Here is a 15,457-nt window from a genome sequence, read left to right as displayed (position 1 = left end):
TGCGCGTCATCCGGCCCGCCACTCCCCTGACCGACCGACTTGACGAGGCACGATGAGCATCAGCACCCCGGGTGGCCCTGAGCGCCGCCCGACCGTGGTCAGCACCGGCAAGAAGCCGGCCGCGGGCCGGCCGGCGTCCGGCGCCAAGGCCGCTTCCGGCAAGCCGACGGGCTCCCCCCGGGCCGGGGGCAAGGGCCCGCGCAAGCCGGTCACCCCGGTCAAGGTGAGCCAGGGCCGCGCGTGGGGGCCGATCGCGCTCTTCGTCGCGGTCGGCGTACTCGCGGCCGGCATCATCGGCTACGGCGCCTGGGCGTCGTTCCAGGGCTCCAAGCCGTGGGACAAGCGGGCCAACGCCATCGACGGCATCAGCAACATCCGCAAGTCCGACCCGGACAGCCTGAAGTACGAGTCGCACAAGTCGGGCCCGCTGACCTGGAACTACTCGCCGCCGGTGGGTGGGGTGCACAACGCCGCCTGGCAGAACTGCATGGGCGACGTGTACGACGCCCCGATCGCCAACGAGCACGCGGTGCACAGCCTGGAGCACGGCGCGGTGTGGGTCACCTACCGCCCGGACCTGCCCAAGGACCAGGTCGACAAGCTCGCCAGCAAGGTGCGCGGTGTCGAGAAGACGCTGATGAGCCCGTACGAGGGCCTGGACAAGCCGATCTCGCTGCAGGCCTGGGGCTACCAGCTCAAGGTCGACAACGCCGACGACTCGCGGATCGACGAGTTCATCAAGGACCTGCGGGTGAACGCCTCCGTCGAGGGCCCGACGGCGCTCTGCAACACCGGCATCACCGCCACCGGCACCACGCCGCGTGAGCTCCAGCAACAGCAGCAGCCCACCCAGTAAGGACGGCAATGACCGCTCCGGCAACCACCGACAGCGAGTACGACGAGATCCCGGCCGCCCCGGACGAGGGCGGCCGGGCCCCGGCGTCGCGCTACGGCGTGCTGGCGCTCGCCATCATGCTGGTGGTGGGGCTCCTCCTCGGGTACGCGGGCGGTCTGCTCACCCCACGGATCACCCGACCCGGTGACGCCTCGGTCGAGGCGGGCTTCGCCCGGGACATGACGACCCACCACGCGCAGGCGGTGGAGATGAGCCTGATCGCGTACCGGTCGGCGACCCTCCCCGAGGTGCGCCAGATCGCTGTCGACATCGCCACCGGGCAGCAGGGCGAGATCGGCGCGATGCAGACCTGGCTGCGCGAATGGGGCCTCAGCCCGACCGGGTCGAAGCCGCCGATGTCGTGGATGTCCGACGGAGCCACCGTGAAGGACGGTCTGATGCCGGGCATGGCCACGCCGCAACAGATGACCGCCCTGCGCAACGCTCAGGGCCTCGAGGTCGACAGGCAGTTCCTGACCCTGATGTACGACCACCACCTGGGCGGCATCCACATGATCGACGCGGCGCTCGGCGCGACCGACAACGCCGAGGTGGTGCGGGTGGCACAGACGATGAAGAACACCCAGCAGACCGAACTGAACAACCTCCGGCAGCTCCAGGCGCAGGCCAAGGGCTGACCGATCGGACGGGCGCACCCGGCCCGCGTCCCCGCCGATCCGTGGCGGTGACGTGGGCCGCACCATGCCGAGGCCAACGCACCCGCCGCTCGACCCGCGCCGCCACCGACGCGAGCCCCCGGCCGGGGCCCAGCCGCAAGCCCCGGCCGTGATCGACTCGGCTTCCAGGAAACCGCGCCGTCCGCGCGACCGGGACACCCCGACTTCCAGGAATCCGAGTCGATCAAGGTCGCCGAACCCGTCGCGTATGGTCTGAAAGTCCCTCTGATCCCTTGTGGGCGTTTTGCGAGGCACAGGCGATTACGTTGCTTAGAGAGTTTTCTCCCCACATATCGTGACCAGTTGCGATTCGGGCTCGTTGCCCAAGACGTGGGGGTTGCACTCAGAGACGCACGGCGTTCGGTCACCAGTTGGTGCCGACGCCACACCATCGGTGGTGACGGGGCGGTGGCAGCCGTCCGTCGCGGACAGCGGCAGGGCGAGCCGGGATTGCTCAGCCGCGAACAGGAACTCGAGTTGATCGACACGCTGCGGGGCGTCCATCCCGACGAGTTCGGCCTGGACGAGGAGTTGTGGACGCGGCAGAGCCTCACCACGCTCATCCAGCGGCGCTTCGAGCTGCCGCTGGACACCGGCGCGGTCGGGGCGTACCTGCGGGCCTGGGGGTTGGGTCCGCGGGAGCCGCGTGAGCGGGCCTGCGGGCTCTGCGTCAGCGCGGTCGAGCGTTGGGTCCGCAGCGAGTACCCGGCGATCACCCGGGCCGCCCAGGAGCACCTCGCGGAGGTCTACTGGATCGGCCGGGTCCGGCTGCGCGGCACGATGCCGGCCGCCGACGTGATCTCCGCTGTCTCGTCCCGCGGTCGGGTCCGCTTCATGATCACTACGCCGACGGTGGATCCGCCGCTCCCCCGCGACTTCGTGCTGCGCCTCAGTGGCGAGGAGCAGCGCACCGTCCACCTGATCGTGGACGGCTCCTGGCCGCGCAACGAGTGGCCGCGCCGGCTCCCTCGGCGAATCGTCCTGCACCCGCTGCCAAGCTGCGGGCGGGCGGTAGCCGCCTGAGCACCGGGTGGGCCGGTCCGACACGATCGGCTCACCCGATACCGATTCGGCGTACGCAGGGGAGGTTTGCTAGTCTTCTCCAGTCGCTGAGCCCCCGTAGCTCAGGGGATAGAGCACCGCCCTCCGGAGGCGGGGGCGCAGGTTCGAATCCTGCCGGGGGCACACTTGCCAAGAGTTTCGACCAGCACCAAAGGCTCCTGACCAGGATTTCGGTCAGGAGCCTTCATCGTGTTGCCGAACGCCCCGCCGGGGGGACAGCCGCCACCCGGGTCGGGGCGGACGCCGGTTGTCTCCGATGCTGCCCACGGTCGGGGCGCTGCCACCACGTCCCGGCCCTGCCGTCGGCTCTCACCAGCAGCAGGAGCCCGAGCAGGAGCCAGACGATCGTCGCGCAGCGGTTGGCGGTGAGGGCGGGCAATCCGGCCGAGGCACCGATGAGCATCAGTATCAGCGCGCCGGTGAACGGCGACTCGGGGCGGTGACTCCGGGTGCGCAACCATCCGATGCCGAGCGCGGCCAGGACGGCGGTGTGCAGGACGACGCCGATGAAGCCCGCGACGACGAGCGCCTCCACCCAGCCGTTGTCGTAGGCGACCCGCAGCCCGCCGAAGCCCATCCCGGACGCCGGAGACAGTGCGGTCACAAGGTCCACGGCCTGTTGCAAGCTGGACTGACCACCCAGTCGGCCGGCGGTGTAGAGGCCGAGCTGGTCGTCGCCGCCGCTGCCGGGCAACAGTCGCATGGCGAACTGCTGCCCGTCCCACTGATCCAGGTAGGCGTCGGCGGCGAACCAGGCGGCGACGCTCGCCGCGGCGGCGGCCGACAGTCGCCGCAGCCGGCCGGTGGCGAGGATGACGTACGCGATCCCGATCGGTGCGCCGACCAGCAGGAAGATCTTCGAGACGGACAGGACCCCGCCGACGCTGAGCAGCAGCAGCACGACCGTGAGCCTGCCGACCTGCCGCTGATAGAGGTAGAGGGCGGCGAGGACGGCCACCGAGTACAGCACGCCGGCTTCGGCCGGCTGGTTGAAGATCCCCGAGTACCGGCCCAGCTGCTCGGCGCGGTCGGCGACGCTCTCCGCCTCTCCGAAGAGCCGGAATCGGACCAGCAGATCGCTCTCGACACCGGCAGCCGAGGAGACGGCGATGAGGGCGTTGGCAGCCATCGCCAGGACGGTCACCGTGCACACCGCCCGGAGCATCCCGGCCGGGTCCGCGCCGGCTCCCACGAGCATCGCGACGATCGCGACGACCACCAGCGGCAGGACGATGTTGTCGAAGCCCGCGGCGACGCCCCCTGCCTCGTGCATCGTGTGGTTCTGCGGCGGGAGGACCACCCCGATGGTGGCGACCGCAACCAGGCTGAGGTGCGCACCGAGAGCCCAGACGGCGGTGCCGGTGAAGCGGGGGCGCATCCACAACCCGGCCAGGCACAGGAGGGTGGCGGCAGCGTAGACGGCCACCTGCTCGGTACGGAGGCCTGGTGCGAGGTACGGGCCGAACGCGGCCACTGTGAGGCCGATGACGACCCGCCGTCCCCAGCGGGTGGCGGTGGACGAGTCGGTAGGGACAGGGATCACGCCCGGTGCAACGACCACCAGGCACCCCGCGTCGCGTGTTGCCCGGGTCGCCCTCCCGACCCGGAAAGTCAGACAGTGCCAGCCGCCGTACTTCCGCATCCGGCGAAGACCCGTGACCCCGCATGATCAAGAATGACACAGTGCTGTTTCTCGGGTTGCTCCTCGCCGCGTTGGGTGGGGCGGTCATCGCGACAGTCCTCACCGTCCGCGGGTTCCGCGCGATGGTCAGGAAGAGCGAACGGTCGGATCGCCTGCGCACCGCGGCGCTGCTCGTCGGCGCCGGTGCCGTCGCCCTGTACGCCTGGGGCCTGCTCAACCTCGGCTACGCGGTGATGCAGGCCGAGGACGGTGGCGCCGGGTCCGCCCCGGTCGGACCCTGTCGCGAGGCCGGACCACAGGTGGCGAGCCTGGTCGTCGGTTACGACGTCAGCTTTCTACCGCTGCGCTTCGAGTGCCGTCTCAGCGGTGGCGGCACCTACGTCACCTCGTCCGTCCCCGGGTACGTCACCCCGGGCACGGTTGGCCTCGGTCTGGTCGCCGCCACCTGCGGAGTCCTCGCCACCACGACGGCACGCCGCGTCCGACCACCGGTGGCGTGAACGCCGGCGTCAGGTGCCGACGTACGCCGCCAGGTGCTCGCCGGTGAGGGTGGAGCGGGCGGCGACGAGGTCCGCGGGTGTGCCCTCGAAGACGATCCGACCACCGTCGTGACCGGCGCCGGGGCCGATATCGATGATCCAGTCGGCGTGCGCCATGACCGCCTGGTGGTGCTCGATGACGATCACCGACTTGCCGGAGTCGACCAGGCGGTCGAGCAGGCCGAGCAGTTGCTCGACGTCGGCCAGGTGCAGGCCGGTGGTCGGCTCGTCGAGGACGTAGACGCCGCCCTTCTCCGCCATGTGGGTGGCCAGCTTGAGCCGTTGCCGCTCACCGCCGGAGAGAGTCGTGAGCGGCTGCCCCAGGCTCAGGTAGCCGAGCCCGACGTCGGCGAGCCGGTCGAGGATGGCGTGCGCCGCCGGCGTACGTGCCTCGCCGGCGCCGAAGAACTTCTCGGCCTCCGTCACCGACATCGCGAGCACCTCGCTGATGTCGCGGCCGCCGAAGCGGTATTCCAGCACCGATGCCTGGAACCGCTTGCCCTCGCAGTCCTCGCAGGGGGCGGCGACGCCCGCCATCATCCCCAGGTCGGTGTAGATGACGCCAGCGCCGTTGCAGCTCGGGCAGGCACCCTCGGAGTTGGCGCTGAACAGCGCCGGCTTCACCCCGTTGGCCTTCGCGAACGCCTTGCGGATCGGGTCGAGCAACCCGGTGTACGTGGCCGGGTTGCTGCGCCGTGAGCCGCGGATCGCGCCCTGGTCGATCGAGACCACGCCCGCGCCCGCCGGGATCGAGGAGTGCACGAGCGAACTCTTGCCGGAGCCGGCGACACCGGTCACGACGACGAGCACCCCGAGGGGTACGTCGACGTTCACGTCCTGGAGGTTGTTGGCAGTGGCGCCCCGGATCTCCAGCTTGCCGGTGGGCGTCCGCACCGTCTCCTTGAGGGCCGCCCGGTCGTCGAGGTGGCGGCCGGTGATGGTGCCGCTGGACCGCAGACCTTCCACTGTGCCCTCGTAGCAGACGGTCCCGCCCTCGGTGCCGGCGCCGGGCCCGAGGTCGACGACGTGGTCGGCGATGGCGATGGCCTCCGGCTTGTGCTCCACGACCAGCACCGTGTTGCCCTTGTCGCGCAGTTGGAGCAGCAGCTCGTTCATCCGTTGGATGTCGTGCGGGTGCAGCCCGATCGTCGGCTCGTCGAAGACATAGGTGACGTCGGTGAGCGATGAGCCAAGGTGGCGGATCATCTTGGTGCGCTGCGCCTCACCGCCGGAGAGGGTGCCCGACGGTCGATCGAGCGACAGGTAGCCCAGCCCGATCTCCTCGAACGAGTCGAGGAGGTGTTGCAGGCCGGCCAGCAACGGGGTCACCGACGGATCGTCGATCCCGCGCACCCAGGCGGCCAGGTCGCTGATCTGCATCGCGCACGCGTCGGCGATGTTCTTGCCCTTGATCTTCGACGACCGGGCCTCCTTGCTGAGCCGGGTGCCGGCACACTCGGGGCAGGTCGTGAAGGTCACCGCGCGCTCCACGAAGGCGCGGATGTGCGGCTGCAACGCGTCGATGTCCTTGGCGAGGAAGGACTTCTGGATCGACGGGATCAGGCCCGCGTACGTCAGGTTGATCCCGTCGATTTTGATCTTGGTCGGCTCCCGGTGGAGCAGGTCGTGCAGCTCCCGCTTGGTGAACTTGGCGATCGGCTTGTCCGGATCGAAGTAGCCGCAGCCTCGGAAGATCCGGCCGAACCAGCCCTCCATGCTGTAACCCGGGATGGTGATCGCGCCCTCGTTGAGCGAGAGGTTGTCGTCGTAGAGCGCCGACAGGTCGATGTCGGTCACCGCACCCATGCCCTCGCACCGCGGGCACATGCCGCCGAGACGGTTGAAGGTCGCCTTCTCGGTCTTCGTCCTGCCGGCGCCGCGATCGACTGTGATCGCCCCGGTGGCCTTCACCGAGGGAACATTGAAGGAGTACGCGTTGGGCGAGCCGATGTGCGGCTGCCCGAGCCGGCTGAACAGGATGCGCAGCATCGCGTTGGCGTCGGTGGCGGTGCCGACGGTGGAGCGGGAGTTGGCGCCCATCCGCTCCTGGTCCACGATGATCGCCGTGGTCAGGCCATCCAGCAGGTCGACCTCGGGCCGCGCCAACGTCGGCATGAAGCCCTGCACGAAGGCGCTGTAGGTCTCGTTGATCATCCGCTGCGACTCGGCCGCGATGGTGCCGAACACCAGCGAGCTCTTGCCGGAGCCGGAGACACCGGTGAACACCGTCAGCCGCCGCTTCGGGATCTCGACGCTGACGTCCTTGAGGTTGTTCACCCGGGCGCCCTGCACCCGGATCAGGTCGTGGCTGTCGGCGACGTGCGGCGCGGACGGCTGGATGGCCGTGCTCATCGTGTCTCCATCTGTCGGGCGCGCAGGACTCAGCGCACTTCCTGGATGCGGACCATGTTGCCCGCCGGGTCCCGGAAGGCACAGTCGCGCACGCCGTACGGCTGCTCGGTCGGCTCCTGGACGACCTCGGCGTCGCTGGCCTCCAGCTTGGCGAAGGTGGCGTCGAGGTCGGTGGTGGCGAGGTTGACGCCGAAGTAGCTGCCCTTGGCCATCAGCTCAAGGATGGTCTGCCGCTCGTCGTCGGTGATGCCGGGGTTGGCGGCCGGCGGGTGCAGGACGATGGCGGTGCTGGGCTGGCCGACCGGCCCGACAGTGATCCACCGCATCCCCTCGTACCCGACGTCGAGGCGGACCTCGAAGCCGAGGATGTCGCGGTAGAAGACCAGCGAGGCCTCCGGGTCGGTGTGCGGCAGGAAACTCGAGTGAATGGTGATGTCCATGCTGGTCACGCTAGTTGCGGCACGGCGACCCGCGCTTCTCGATTCCTGACCGGTCTGGTCACCTGCTTCGCCACGCACGACGGCATCCCGGCCGTCGCCTGCGCCGCCTGCCGCCGGTAGACGCTTGGCGGCACACCGACCAGCTCCGTGAAGCGGGTGCTGAAGGTGCCCAACGACGAGCAACCGACAGCGAAACAGACATCGGTGACGCTCAGGTCGCCACGGCGCAACAGGGCCATCGCCCGCTCGATCCGTCGGGTCATGAGGTAGCTGTACGGAGATTCGCCATAGGCGAGCCGGAACTCGCGGCTGAGGTGCCCGGCCGACATGTGCGCGCCACGGGCGAGCGCCTCGACGTCCAACGGAGACGCGTATTCCCTGTCGATCCGGTCGCGGACCCGGCGCAGCCGCGCCAGGTCGGCCAGTCGCTGGGTCGCGTCGGATTTGCTGCTCACCTGCGAAATCGTGCCACAACCCACCGACAATCCGCCGCTCGCCGGGCGCGGGCGGGGGGCCGACGAGCTGGTCAGCCGGCCTCGCGGCGGGCGCGGGCCCGGCGCTTCCCCTCGTGCATGGCCTGCACCCGGGCCACCGGGATGGTCCGGCCCTCGGCCACCAGGTCGGCGGGGAGCGGTTGGGGGGCGGGCATCAGCGCGGCCCACGGGTCGCCGTCGGCGAGCAGTGCGGGCGCGGTCCGGATGGTGAAGTCGGCGGGGGTCACCTCGGTCAGGTCCGCCCAGTCGACCGGGAACGAGACCGGCATCCCCTGGCGTAGCCGAGGGCTGTACGCGGCGGCCACTGTCGCCCCGCCCGCACGGGTGGCGTCCACGAAGACCCGGCCACCCCGGTCCTCCTTGATGTACGCCGTGGTGGCCAGCGCCGGGTCGAGCCGCTCGGCGCGGACGGCGAGCGCCCGGGTGGCGGCGGCCAACTCCTCGGCCGTGGGTTCGTCGGTCACCGGGACGAAGACGTGCACGCCCTTGGCGCCGCTGGTCTTGACGGCGCCGGCCAAACCAGCGTCGGCGAGCGCCTGACGGACCAGCAGGGCGGCGTCGACCGCCGCGCGGAAGCCGTCGCCGTCCGGCGGGTCCAGGTCGAGGATCAGGTGGGTCGGGCGGTGCAGATCCGCCACTGTGGCCAGCGTCGGGTGGTACTCCACCGCCCGCTGGTTGGCGAACCAGAGCAGGGTGCGGCGGTCGTCGCAGAGGGCGTACGAGATCTCCCGGTGCGACGCCTCCGCCCAGACCGGCGCCCGGCGGACCCAGTCCGGGGTGTAGCGGGGCAGGTTCTTCTGCATGAACGGCGGTTGGCCGGGGCGGACCCTGATCACCGACAGCGGTCGGCCCCGCAACTGCGGGAGGAGCCGGTCCCGGACCGCGTCGAGGTAGTCGACCAGGTCACGCTTCGTCGCGTCATCGCGGTCGGACAGCGGCTGGTCCAGGTTGGTCAGGGCCACGCCGTCCCGGGTCTCGTCAGCCTTGCTCACCCGACCACCCTCCCGGCCCCGCTGCCGTCGGTCAACTGGACGCGGCGCTCCGGTACGGATCTGTTCCGGCACCCACCCCGGCTGGGCCCGACGGATCGGAGACCGGCGGCCGGGCCGGGTGACGGGGCAGTGTGGTCAGCGCCGCCAGCCACGCGGCGACCACGAGACCGGCGGCCACGGCGAACGCGGTCCGGTAGCCGCCGGCGAGCGCGGCGGTCTCGGTCCAGCCGGCGGCCCGCAGTCCGTCGCTGCGGGTGGCGGCCAGGGTGGCCAGCGCGGCCAGGCCGACCGCCCCGCCGACCTGTTGGGTGGTGTTGGCGAGGCCGGAGGCGAGCCCGGCGTTGGTGTCGGTCGCGCCGGCCATGGCCAGTGTGGTGACCGCCGGCAGGGTCAGGCCACCGGCCACCCCGAAAATCAACATCGCGGGGAGTACGTCCGCGGCGTAGGCGCCGTCGGCGGGCAGCCGGGCGAGCAGGAGGAAGCCGACGGTCGCCAGACCGAGCCCGACCAGCAGAACCATCCGGGCACCGAAGCGGGCGATCAGCCGACCGGCCAGGCCGAGCGAGACCACGGCGATCACGACCGGGGTGGGCAGGAAGGCCCAGCCGGTCGCGGCGGCGTCCAACCCCAGCACCAGTTGCAGTTCCACGGCGAGCAGGAACTGGAACCCGAAGTACGCGCAGACCATGAGGAACTGCACGGCGTTCGCCGCCACCAGACCCGGGACGCGCAGCACCCGGGACGGCACCAGCGGGGCCGCCGCCACCCGTTGGCGCAGCGCGAACCCACCGAGCAGCAGCGCCGCGAGGGCCACCGCGCCGAGCGTCCGAGGGCTGGTCCAGCCATGCTCGCCTGTGCCGACGATGCCTAACACGGCGGCCATCAGCCCGGCGGTGGCGAGCAGCGCGCCGGGCAGGTCCAGGCCGGCGCGCAGGCCGATCCCTCGTTCGGCCGGCAGCCGGCGAAGGGCAGCGACGAGGATGGCCGCCCCGATCGGCACGTTGACCAGGAAGATCGTCCGCCACCCGGCGGCGTGGGTGAGCACGCCGCCGGCGACAGTGCCGACCGACGCGCCGGCCGCGCCGGTGAAGCTGAAGACGGCGATGGCGCGGGCCCGCTCGGCCGTTTCGGGGTAGAGCCGGACGATCATGCCGAGGCTGACCGCCATGGCCAGCGCCCCGCCGACGCCCTGCCCGAACCGGGCACCCACCAGCACTGCCGGCCCGGTGGCGACCGCGCAGGCCAGCGAGGCCAGCGTGAACAGCGCGACGCCGGCCAGGAAGACCCTGCGCCGGCCCAGCAGGTCACCGAGCCGGCCGGCGAGCAGCAGCAACCCGCCGAACGCGACCAGGTAGGCATTCACCACCCAGGCCAGGCCGGGGGCGCTGAAGCCCAGGTCGCGTTGGATGGCGGGCAGCGCCACCGCGACGACGGTGCCATCCAAAATGATCATCAGGCTGCCGGCGCAGAGCACCAGCAGCGCCGGCCAACGGGATGGGACGACACGCTCCACGAAACCCTCCTTGGTGCACGGTTTGTTACCGAGGTCATCGTCTGTGACCATGAACCGGAGCGGAAGGAGGCACTTTGATGTCCCAGAGGAACAGCGATGTGTCCGCGCTGGTCGAGGCCGAGCTGACCTGCACGGCCGAGAACGTGCCGTTCACCCCGGGCCAGGCCCGGGCGTGCACCGTCCGCCAGGTGCTCGACCGCGTCGGCGGCAAATGGAGCATCGGCATCCTGGTGGCCGCCTCGAACGGGCCGGTGCGCTTCACCGAGCTGGAGCGGCACATCGAGGGGATCAGCCGCCGGATGCTCACGCTGACGCTGCGCAACCTGGAGCGGGACGGCCTGCTGCACCGCACGGTCTACCCGACCGTCCCGCCCAAGGTCGAATACACCGCCACCCCGATGGCGCTGGAGCTCTACGAGTCGCTGGTCGCGCTGACCAGCTGGGCCGAGCGGCACCGGCGGGCCATCGCCGAGGCGCGGACCAGGTACGACGCCCAGCACGCCGGATAAAACCCGCCTGGGTGTGGTGAACGCCACCGCTTCCATCTGACCGATCGGTCAGGGTCTGACCGATCGGTCAGGCATGCTGGTCTGCGGGAGGTGGACCGGGAATGGTCAGAGCGGTACCCGACACGCACGGCGAGATCCTCGCCGCGGCGGCGCGGCAGTTCACGGTGACCGGCTACCGGGGCACCTCCCTGCAGGACATCGCCCGGGAGGTCGGCTGCTCCAAGGCCACGGTGCTCTACCACTTCGCCAACAAGGAAGCCCTGCTCGCCGAGCTGATGGCCCCCGCGATCGACGTGCTCCGCAGCCTCGACGACCGGCTCAACGGCCTGACCGGAGCAGCCGCACAGGACATTGCCGCACAGGGCTTCGTCGACCTCGCGGTCCGGTTCCGGCAGGAGATCGCGGTACTGCGCGGCGAGTTCCCGGAACTGCTGTGCCAGCCGGCCTTCGCCCACATCCAGGAGATCTCCGACCGCCTGCGGGACGCGTTGGCCGGGCACTCCGACCGGCCAGTCGCCCGGATCGCCGCGCTGGTGCTGCTCGCCGGCATCTCCGAGGCGTGCGCCGAGTTCGCCGACATCCCCGACGACGAACTGCGCCTCGCCCTGCTCACCCTCGCCCGGCGGGCCGTCGAACCCGTCGACGCACCCCTGCCCCATCCACCCACGACCGAGGACAAGGACTCCTGATGGCCACCCTGCTCTACCGGCTCGGCCGGGGCGCGTTGCGCCGGCGACGGCTCGTCGTCGCGCTCTGGCTCGTCGTACTCGTCGTCGCCGGCCTGGCCGCAGCGACCCTGCGCGGCCCGACGGCGAGCAACTTCACAATGCCCGGCACCGAGAGCCAGCGCGCGCTCGACCTACTGGCCGACCAGTTCCCCGCGGCCAGCGGCGCCACCGGCACCATCACGGTCAAGGCGCCCGCCGACGGCCAACTGGCCACCCCGCAGGGTCAAGCAGTGGTGCAGGAGCTCGTCCAGCAGGCGTCGGCACTGCCCGGCGTGGTCGGCGCGGTCAACCCGCTCCAGGTCGGCGCGGTCTCACCCAACGGCCGGTACGCGCTGGTCCAGGTCCAGTTCGCCACCGGCGCGGACGACGTGACCGACGAGCAACGCACCGCGTACGAGCAGGTCGGCGCAGCGGCGAAGGCGCAGGGTTGGCAGGTCGCCCCCGGCGGTGAGGTGCTCGGCGGTGAGCCGGAGATCGGCTCCACCGAGGCGCTCGGTGTGCTGGTCGCCGCGATCGTCCTGATCATCACGTTCGGTTCCCTGGTCGCCGCCGGCATGACGATGCTCAACGCGCTGATCGGCGTGGGCGTCGGCATGGCCGGTCTGTTCGCGCTGAGCGGTGTCATCGAGTTGACCAGCACCGCGCCGATCCTGGCGCTGATGCTCGGTCTCGCGGTCGGCATCGACTACTCACTCTTCATCACCTCCCGGCACCGGCAGAACCTGCTCGACGGCCTGTCCCCAGAGGAGGCGGTCGGCCGGGCCGTGGGCACCGCCGGCTCGGCAGTGGTCTTCGCCGGCGCCACAGTCGTCATCGCCCTCGCCGGGCTCGCCGTGGTGGACATCCCGTTCCTCACCGTGATGGGTCTCGCCGCCGCCGGCACCGTCACCGTCGCCGTACTGGTCGCCATCACCCTCCAGCCCGCACTGCTCGGCTTCGCCGGCAACCGGGTGCTCCCGCGCCGGCTGCGCTCCGTCCCCACCGACGGCAGCGCCGCCGACGCCACCGCCGCTGACGAGGACGACTCGGACGTCGCCGACCGGCCAGCCGCGGCGACGACGACCACGACCGAGGAGCGCAACCGGTTCGGTTTCCGCTGGGCGCGACTGGTCACCAGGTTCCGCGTACCGGTCATCCTGGTCGGCCTGCTCGGCCTGGGGCTGCTCGCGCTGCCCACGCCGGACATGCGGCTGGCCCTGCCGGGCGCCGCGACGGCCGCCGTCGGCTCACCCGCCCGGGTGGCGAACGACCTGACCGTCGAGGGCTTCGGAGCGGGCTTCACCGGCCGGCTCGCGGTGGTGGTGGCCGGCGACACGCCACAGGCCACCTCGGCCGCCGTGCCGCAGGTCACCGCCCTGCTCCAGCGCACCGAGAACGTCCTCGCGGTGGCGCCGCCCCAGCTCAGCCCGGACGGCCGGACCGCGCTGCTCGGCGTGGTGCCGAAGACCGGCCCGACCGACGAGGCCACCGAGACCCTGGTGCACGACATCCGTGGCGCGGTGAGCGGGATCCCCGACGCGGACGTGCTGCTCACCGGCGTCACCGCCATCGGCATCGACGTCTCCGAGAAGCTCTCGGACGCGCTACCGATCTACCTGCTGCTGGTGGTCGGGCTCTCGGTGCTGCTGCTGATGCTGGTGTTCCGCTCGCTGCTGGTGCCGATCAAGGCAGCGCTGGGCTTCCTGCTCACCGTCGCCGCCACGTTCGGCATCACGGTGGCCGTCTTCCAGCAGGGACACCTCGCCGACCTGGTCGGCCTGGACACGCCCGGCCCGCTGATCAGCTTCCTGCCGATCCTGCTGATCGGCATCCTGTTCGGGCTCGCCATGGACTACGAGGTGTTCCTGGTGTCCCGGATGCGGGAGGACTTCGTCCACGGTGAGACCGCCCGACAGGCCACCATCAGCGGCATGGGGCACGGCGCACGGGTGGTCACGGCCGCCGCGCTGATCATGATCTCGGTCTTCGGGGGCTTCGTCTTCCTGGAGGACCCGGTGATCAAGTCGATGGGCTTCGCGCTCGCCGTCGGCGTCGCCATCGACGCGTTCGTGGTCCGGATGACCATCGTCCCGGCGGTGATGTCGCTCCTCGGTGACCGCGCCTGGTGGCTGCCCCGCTGGCTCGACCGCGCCCTGCCCAACGTGGACATCGAAGGCGAGGGCCTGCGCAACCACCTCGAAGACCGCACCCCGACGCACGTCTGACCCACCCGACAGCGGAGGTGTGGTGCCCGGCGGGCACCACACCTCCGCTGCTTGTTCGGCCCAGTCAGACGCCCGCCGGGTAGGTCTCCATCTCGCCGGGGACCGCCGGCACCGGTAGCGGGTGCAGGGCCGTGGTGTCGTCGCACCAGATGAAGGCGTCATAGCGGTCGCCGAGCCGGGTGGGCACGTAGTTGCCCCAGGACTCGAACGACGGGTCGTAGACGACCCCGATCGCCCGGTGGTCAACGCTTTCGGTGACCCAGCCCGGCTGGTCGTCACCGCCGAAGATCAGCACCGCCCGCTCCGGCATCAGCTCGTGCAACCGCCGCTCGATCGAGCCCTCCCGCGCCGGGGGCACCACCATCGCCTCGGGCGGCGAACCCCAGCGGGGTGCGGCGATCACAGTGCCCCGGTAGCTGCCGAAGCCGACCAGGGCCACCGCGTCCTCGCCGTGCCGCTCCCGGGCCAACTGCCCGATGTTGACCATCCCGTCGGCGGCCATGTCGGTGGCCCGCGCATCCCCGACGTGCGTGTTGTGCGCCCAGACGATGCCCCGGGCGTCGGGGCCGTACCGGTCCAACAGCCGGTCCAGGGTGTCCTGCATGTGGGTGTCGCGGATGTTCCACGAGTCCGGCCCGCCGGCCACCATCGCCCGGTAGTAGCGCTCGGCGCCGGCCACCACCTCCGCGTTCTGCCAGGCAGAGAAGCGGTCCGGGCCGTCGGAGAGGGCGTGTTCGCGGGTCCGGGCGAGCAACCGGACGACCTCCTCCTCGCACCGGGCGGAGACGAACCGGCTGGCCGCGCCGTACTCCTCGACCCTCTTGCCGTACGGCTCGAAGCACCGGTACGCGTCCTGCGCCGCCTCCAGCGACTTCGGGTCCTCCTCCCCCAGGTAGTCGAAGATCGCCTGCATCGACTCCCAGAGGCTGTACACGTCGAGGCCGTGGAACCCGGCCCGTTGCTCCTCCGGCCGCTCCACGTTCCAGGCCCGCAACCAGCTCGCGAACCGGGCCACCTCGGCATTGGCCCACATCCAGGTCGGCCATCGCTCAAACTGGTCGAGGGCGAGCTGCGGTTCGAGCGCGCCGCCCGGCGCGGCAGTCACCGAACGGTGCACCCGGTCGCAGTCGGGCCAGTCACCCTCCACCGCGACGAAGGAGAAACCGCACTCCGCGATCAACCGGCGGGTGAGTTGCTCGCGCAACCGGTAGTAGTCGTAACTGCCGTGGGTGGACTCACCGATCATCACCACCCTGGCGTTGCGAACGCGCTCCAGCAACGGGTCGAAATCGCTCGGCGCGCCGAGCCGCTGAACCAGCATGCCAGCGGCTACCCGGCCGCCGCTGCGGCAAACCGTGCGCGCGTCGTGGGCCGACACGCCGGCCGCCGGGCCGTCGTGGGCCCTCACCA

14 protein-coding genes and 1 tRNA gene are annotated in these 15,457 nt (G+C 71.1%); 8 read left to right on the top strand and 7 right to left on the bottom strand.

Features of this window, described 5'->3' with window-relative positions; all coding sequences use genetic code 11:
- Window positions 1-52 precede the first annotated feature (52 nt).
- The 4 genes from OG598_RS32330 (at window position 53) to OG598_RS32315 (ending at window position 2,757) form a co-directional block, all read left to right on the top strand.
- Window positions 53-856 carry a DUF3105 domain-containing protein gene (locus tag OG598_RS32330; RefSeq protein ID WP_328652339.1) on the top strand — a complete coding sequence of 268 codons (804 nt, stop codon included), beginning with the start codon at window positions 53-55 and terminating at the stop codon, window positions 854-856.
- A gap of 8 nt (window positions 857-864) precedes the next feature.
- Window positions 865-1,533, top strand: coding sequence for a DUF305 domain-containing protein (locus OG598_RS32325; protein WP_328652338.1), 669 nt, complete (start codon window positions 865-867; stop codon window positions 1,531-1,533).
- Window positions 1,534-1,902: 369 nt separating this feature from the next.
- Window positions 1,903-2,595, top strand: a complete 693-nt coding sequence (locus OG598_RS32320) for a winged helix-turn-helix domain-containing protein (RefSeq protein WP_328652337.1) — start codon at window positions 1,903-1,905, stop codon at window positions 2,593-2,595.
- A gap of 90 nt (window positions 2,596-2,685) precedes the next feature.
- A tRNA-Arg gene (locus OG598_RS32315) sits at window positions 2,686-2,757 on the top strand.
- Between the two features lie 61 nt (window positions 2,758-2,818).
- Here the strand turns inward: OG598_RS32315 and OG598_RS32310 are convergent.
- A complete protein-coding gene (locus OG598_RS32310) occupies window positions 2,819-4,177 on the bottom strand; it encodes a hypothetical protein (protein WP_328652336.1) in 1,359 nt (452 codons plus the stop codon).
- A gap of 122 nt (window positions 4,178-4,299) precedes the next feature.
- On the opposite strand from OG598_RS32310, the gene OG598_RS32305 reads away from it, so the two are divergent.
- Complete coding sequence (locus OG598_RS32305; protein ID WP_328652335.1) at window positions 4,300-4,776, top strand: hypothetical protein; 477 nt, start codon at window positions 4,300-4,302, stop codon at window positions 4,774-4,776.
- 9 nt (window positions 4,777-4,785) lie between these two features.
- Here the strand turns inward: OG598_RS32305 and OG598_RS32300 are convergent, their stop codons facing one another.
- From OG598_RS32300 to OG598_RS32280, 5 genes are all read right to left on the bottom strand, one after another.
- On the bottom strand, window positions 4,786-7,167 hold the full coding sequence (locus OG598_RS32300; protein ID WP_328652334.1) for an excinuclease ABC subunit UvrA: 2,382 nt from the start codon (window positions 7,165-7,167) through the stop codon (window positions 4,786-4,788).
- A 29-nt stretch (window positions 7,168-7,196) separates the two neighbouring features.
- Window positions 7,197-7,607, bottom strand: coding sequence for a VOC family protein (locus tag OG598_RS32295; protein ID WP_238657381.1), 411 nt, complete (start codon window positions 7,605-7,607; stop codon window positions 7,197-7,199).
- Between the two features lie 5 nt (window positions 7,608-7,612).
- Window positions 7,613-8,062, bottom strand: coding sequence for a helix-turn-helix transcriptional regulator (locus tag OG598_RS32290; RefSeq protein WP_328652333.1), 450 nt, complete (start codon window positions 8,060-8,062; stop codon window positions 7,613-7,615).
- A 71-nt stretch (window positions 8,063-8,133) separates the two neighbouring features.
- Window positions 8,134-9,093 (bottom strand): DNA polymerase domain-containing protein, encoded by a 960-nt coding sequence (locus OG598_RS32285; RefSeq protein ID WP_328652332.1) that lies wholly within the window; start codon window positions 9,091-9,093, stop codon window positions 8,134-8,136.
- Window positions 9,094-9,124: 31 nt separating this feature from the next.
- Entirely contained in the window at window positions 9,125-10,606 is a 1,482-nt protein-coding gene (locus OG598_RS32280; protein ID WP_328652331.1) for an MFS transporter, read from the bottom strand.
- 77 nt (window positions 10,607-10,683) lie between these two features.
- Here OG598_RS32280 and OG598_RS32275 point away from each other — a divergent pair, with 77 nt between their 5' ends.
- The 3 genes from OG598_RS32275 (at window position 10,684) to OG598_RS32265 (ending at window position 14,047) form a co-directional block, all read left to right on the top strand.
- The gene (locus OG598_RS32275) at window positions 10,684-11,115 is read left to right on the top strand and encodes a winged helix-turn-helix transcriptional regulator (protein ID WP_442931428.1); all 432 of its coding nucleotides are present in this window, start codon (window positions 10,684-10,686) and stop codon (window positions 11,113-11,115) included.
- A gap of 101 nt (window positions 11,116-11,216) precedes the next feature.
- Complete coding sequence (locus OG598_RS32270) at window positions 11,217-11,804, top strand: TetR/AcrR family transcriptional regulator (RefSeq protein ID WP_328652329.1); 588 nt, start codon at window positions 11,217-11,219, stop codon at window positions 11,802-11,804.
- Entirely contained in the window at window positions 11,804-14,047 is a 2,244-nt protein-coding gene (locus OG598_RS32265; RefSeq protein ID WP_328652328.1) for an MMPL family transporter, read from the top strand. Before OG598_RS32270 ends, OG598_RS32265 begins: the two co-directional genes overlap by 1 nt.
- Before the next feature lie 64 nt (window positions 14,048-14,111).
- Here the strand turns inward: OG598_RS32265 and OG598_RS32260 are convergent, their stop codons facing one another.
- Window positions 14,112-15,368, bottom strand: coding sequence for an erythromycin esterase family protein (locus OG598_RS32260; RefSeq protein ID WP_328652327.1), 1,257 nt, complete (start codon window positions 15,366-15,368; stop codon window positions 14,112-14,114).
- Between the last annotated feature and the right edge of the window lie 89 nt (window positions 15,369-15,457).

Source organism: Micromonospora sp. NBC_00330 (genome assembly GCF_036136635.1).
GTDB lineage: Bacteria > Actinomycetota > Actinomycetes > Mycobacteriales > Micromonosporaceae > Micromonospora > Micromonospora salmantinae.
Note: the sequence above shows the minus strand (reverse complement) of the source record. Positions and strands in the feature narration are given on the sequence as shown.

Excerpts from the sequence above, each read along its gene's own strand:
- OG598_RS32295 (WP_238657381.1), bottom strand. The coding sequence starts at position 7,607 with ATGGACATCACCATTCACTCGAGTTTCCTGCCGCACACCGACCCGGAG.
- OG598_RS32330 (WP_328652339.1), top strand. The coding sequence starts at position 53 with ATGAGCATCAGCACCCCGGGTGGCCCTGAGCGCCGCCCGACCGTGGTC.
- OG598_RS32325 (WP_328652338.1), top strand. The coding sequence starts at position 865 with ATGACCGCTCCGGCAACCACCGACAGCGAGTACGACGAGATCCCGGCC.
- OG598_RS32265 (WP_328652328.1), top strand. The coding sequence starts at position 11,804 with ATGGCCACCCTGCTCTACCGGCTCGGCCGGGGCGCGTTGCGCCGGCGA.
- OG598_RS32260 (WP_328652327.1), bottom strand. The coding sequence starts at position 15,368 with ATGCTGGTTCAGCGGCTCGGCGCGCCGAGCGATTTCGACCCGTTGCTG.
- OG598_RS32300 (WP_328652334.1), bottom strand. The coding sequence starts at position 7,167 with ATGAGCACGGCCATCCAGCCGTCCGCGCCGCACGTCGCCGACAGCCAC.
- OG598_RS32275 (WP_442931428.1), top strand. The coding sequence starts at position 10,684 with ATGTCCCAGAGGAACAGCGATGTGTCCGCGCTGGTCGAGGCCGAGCTG.
- OG598_RS32305 (WP_328652335.1), top strand. The coding sequence starts at position 4,300 with ATGATCAAGAATGACACAGTGCTGTTTCTCGGGTTGCTCCTCGCCGCG.
- OG598_RS32270 (WP_328652329.1), top strand. The coding sequence starts at position 11,217 with ATGGTCAGAGCGGTACCCGACACGCACGGCGAGATCCTCGCCGCGGCG.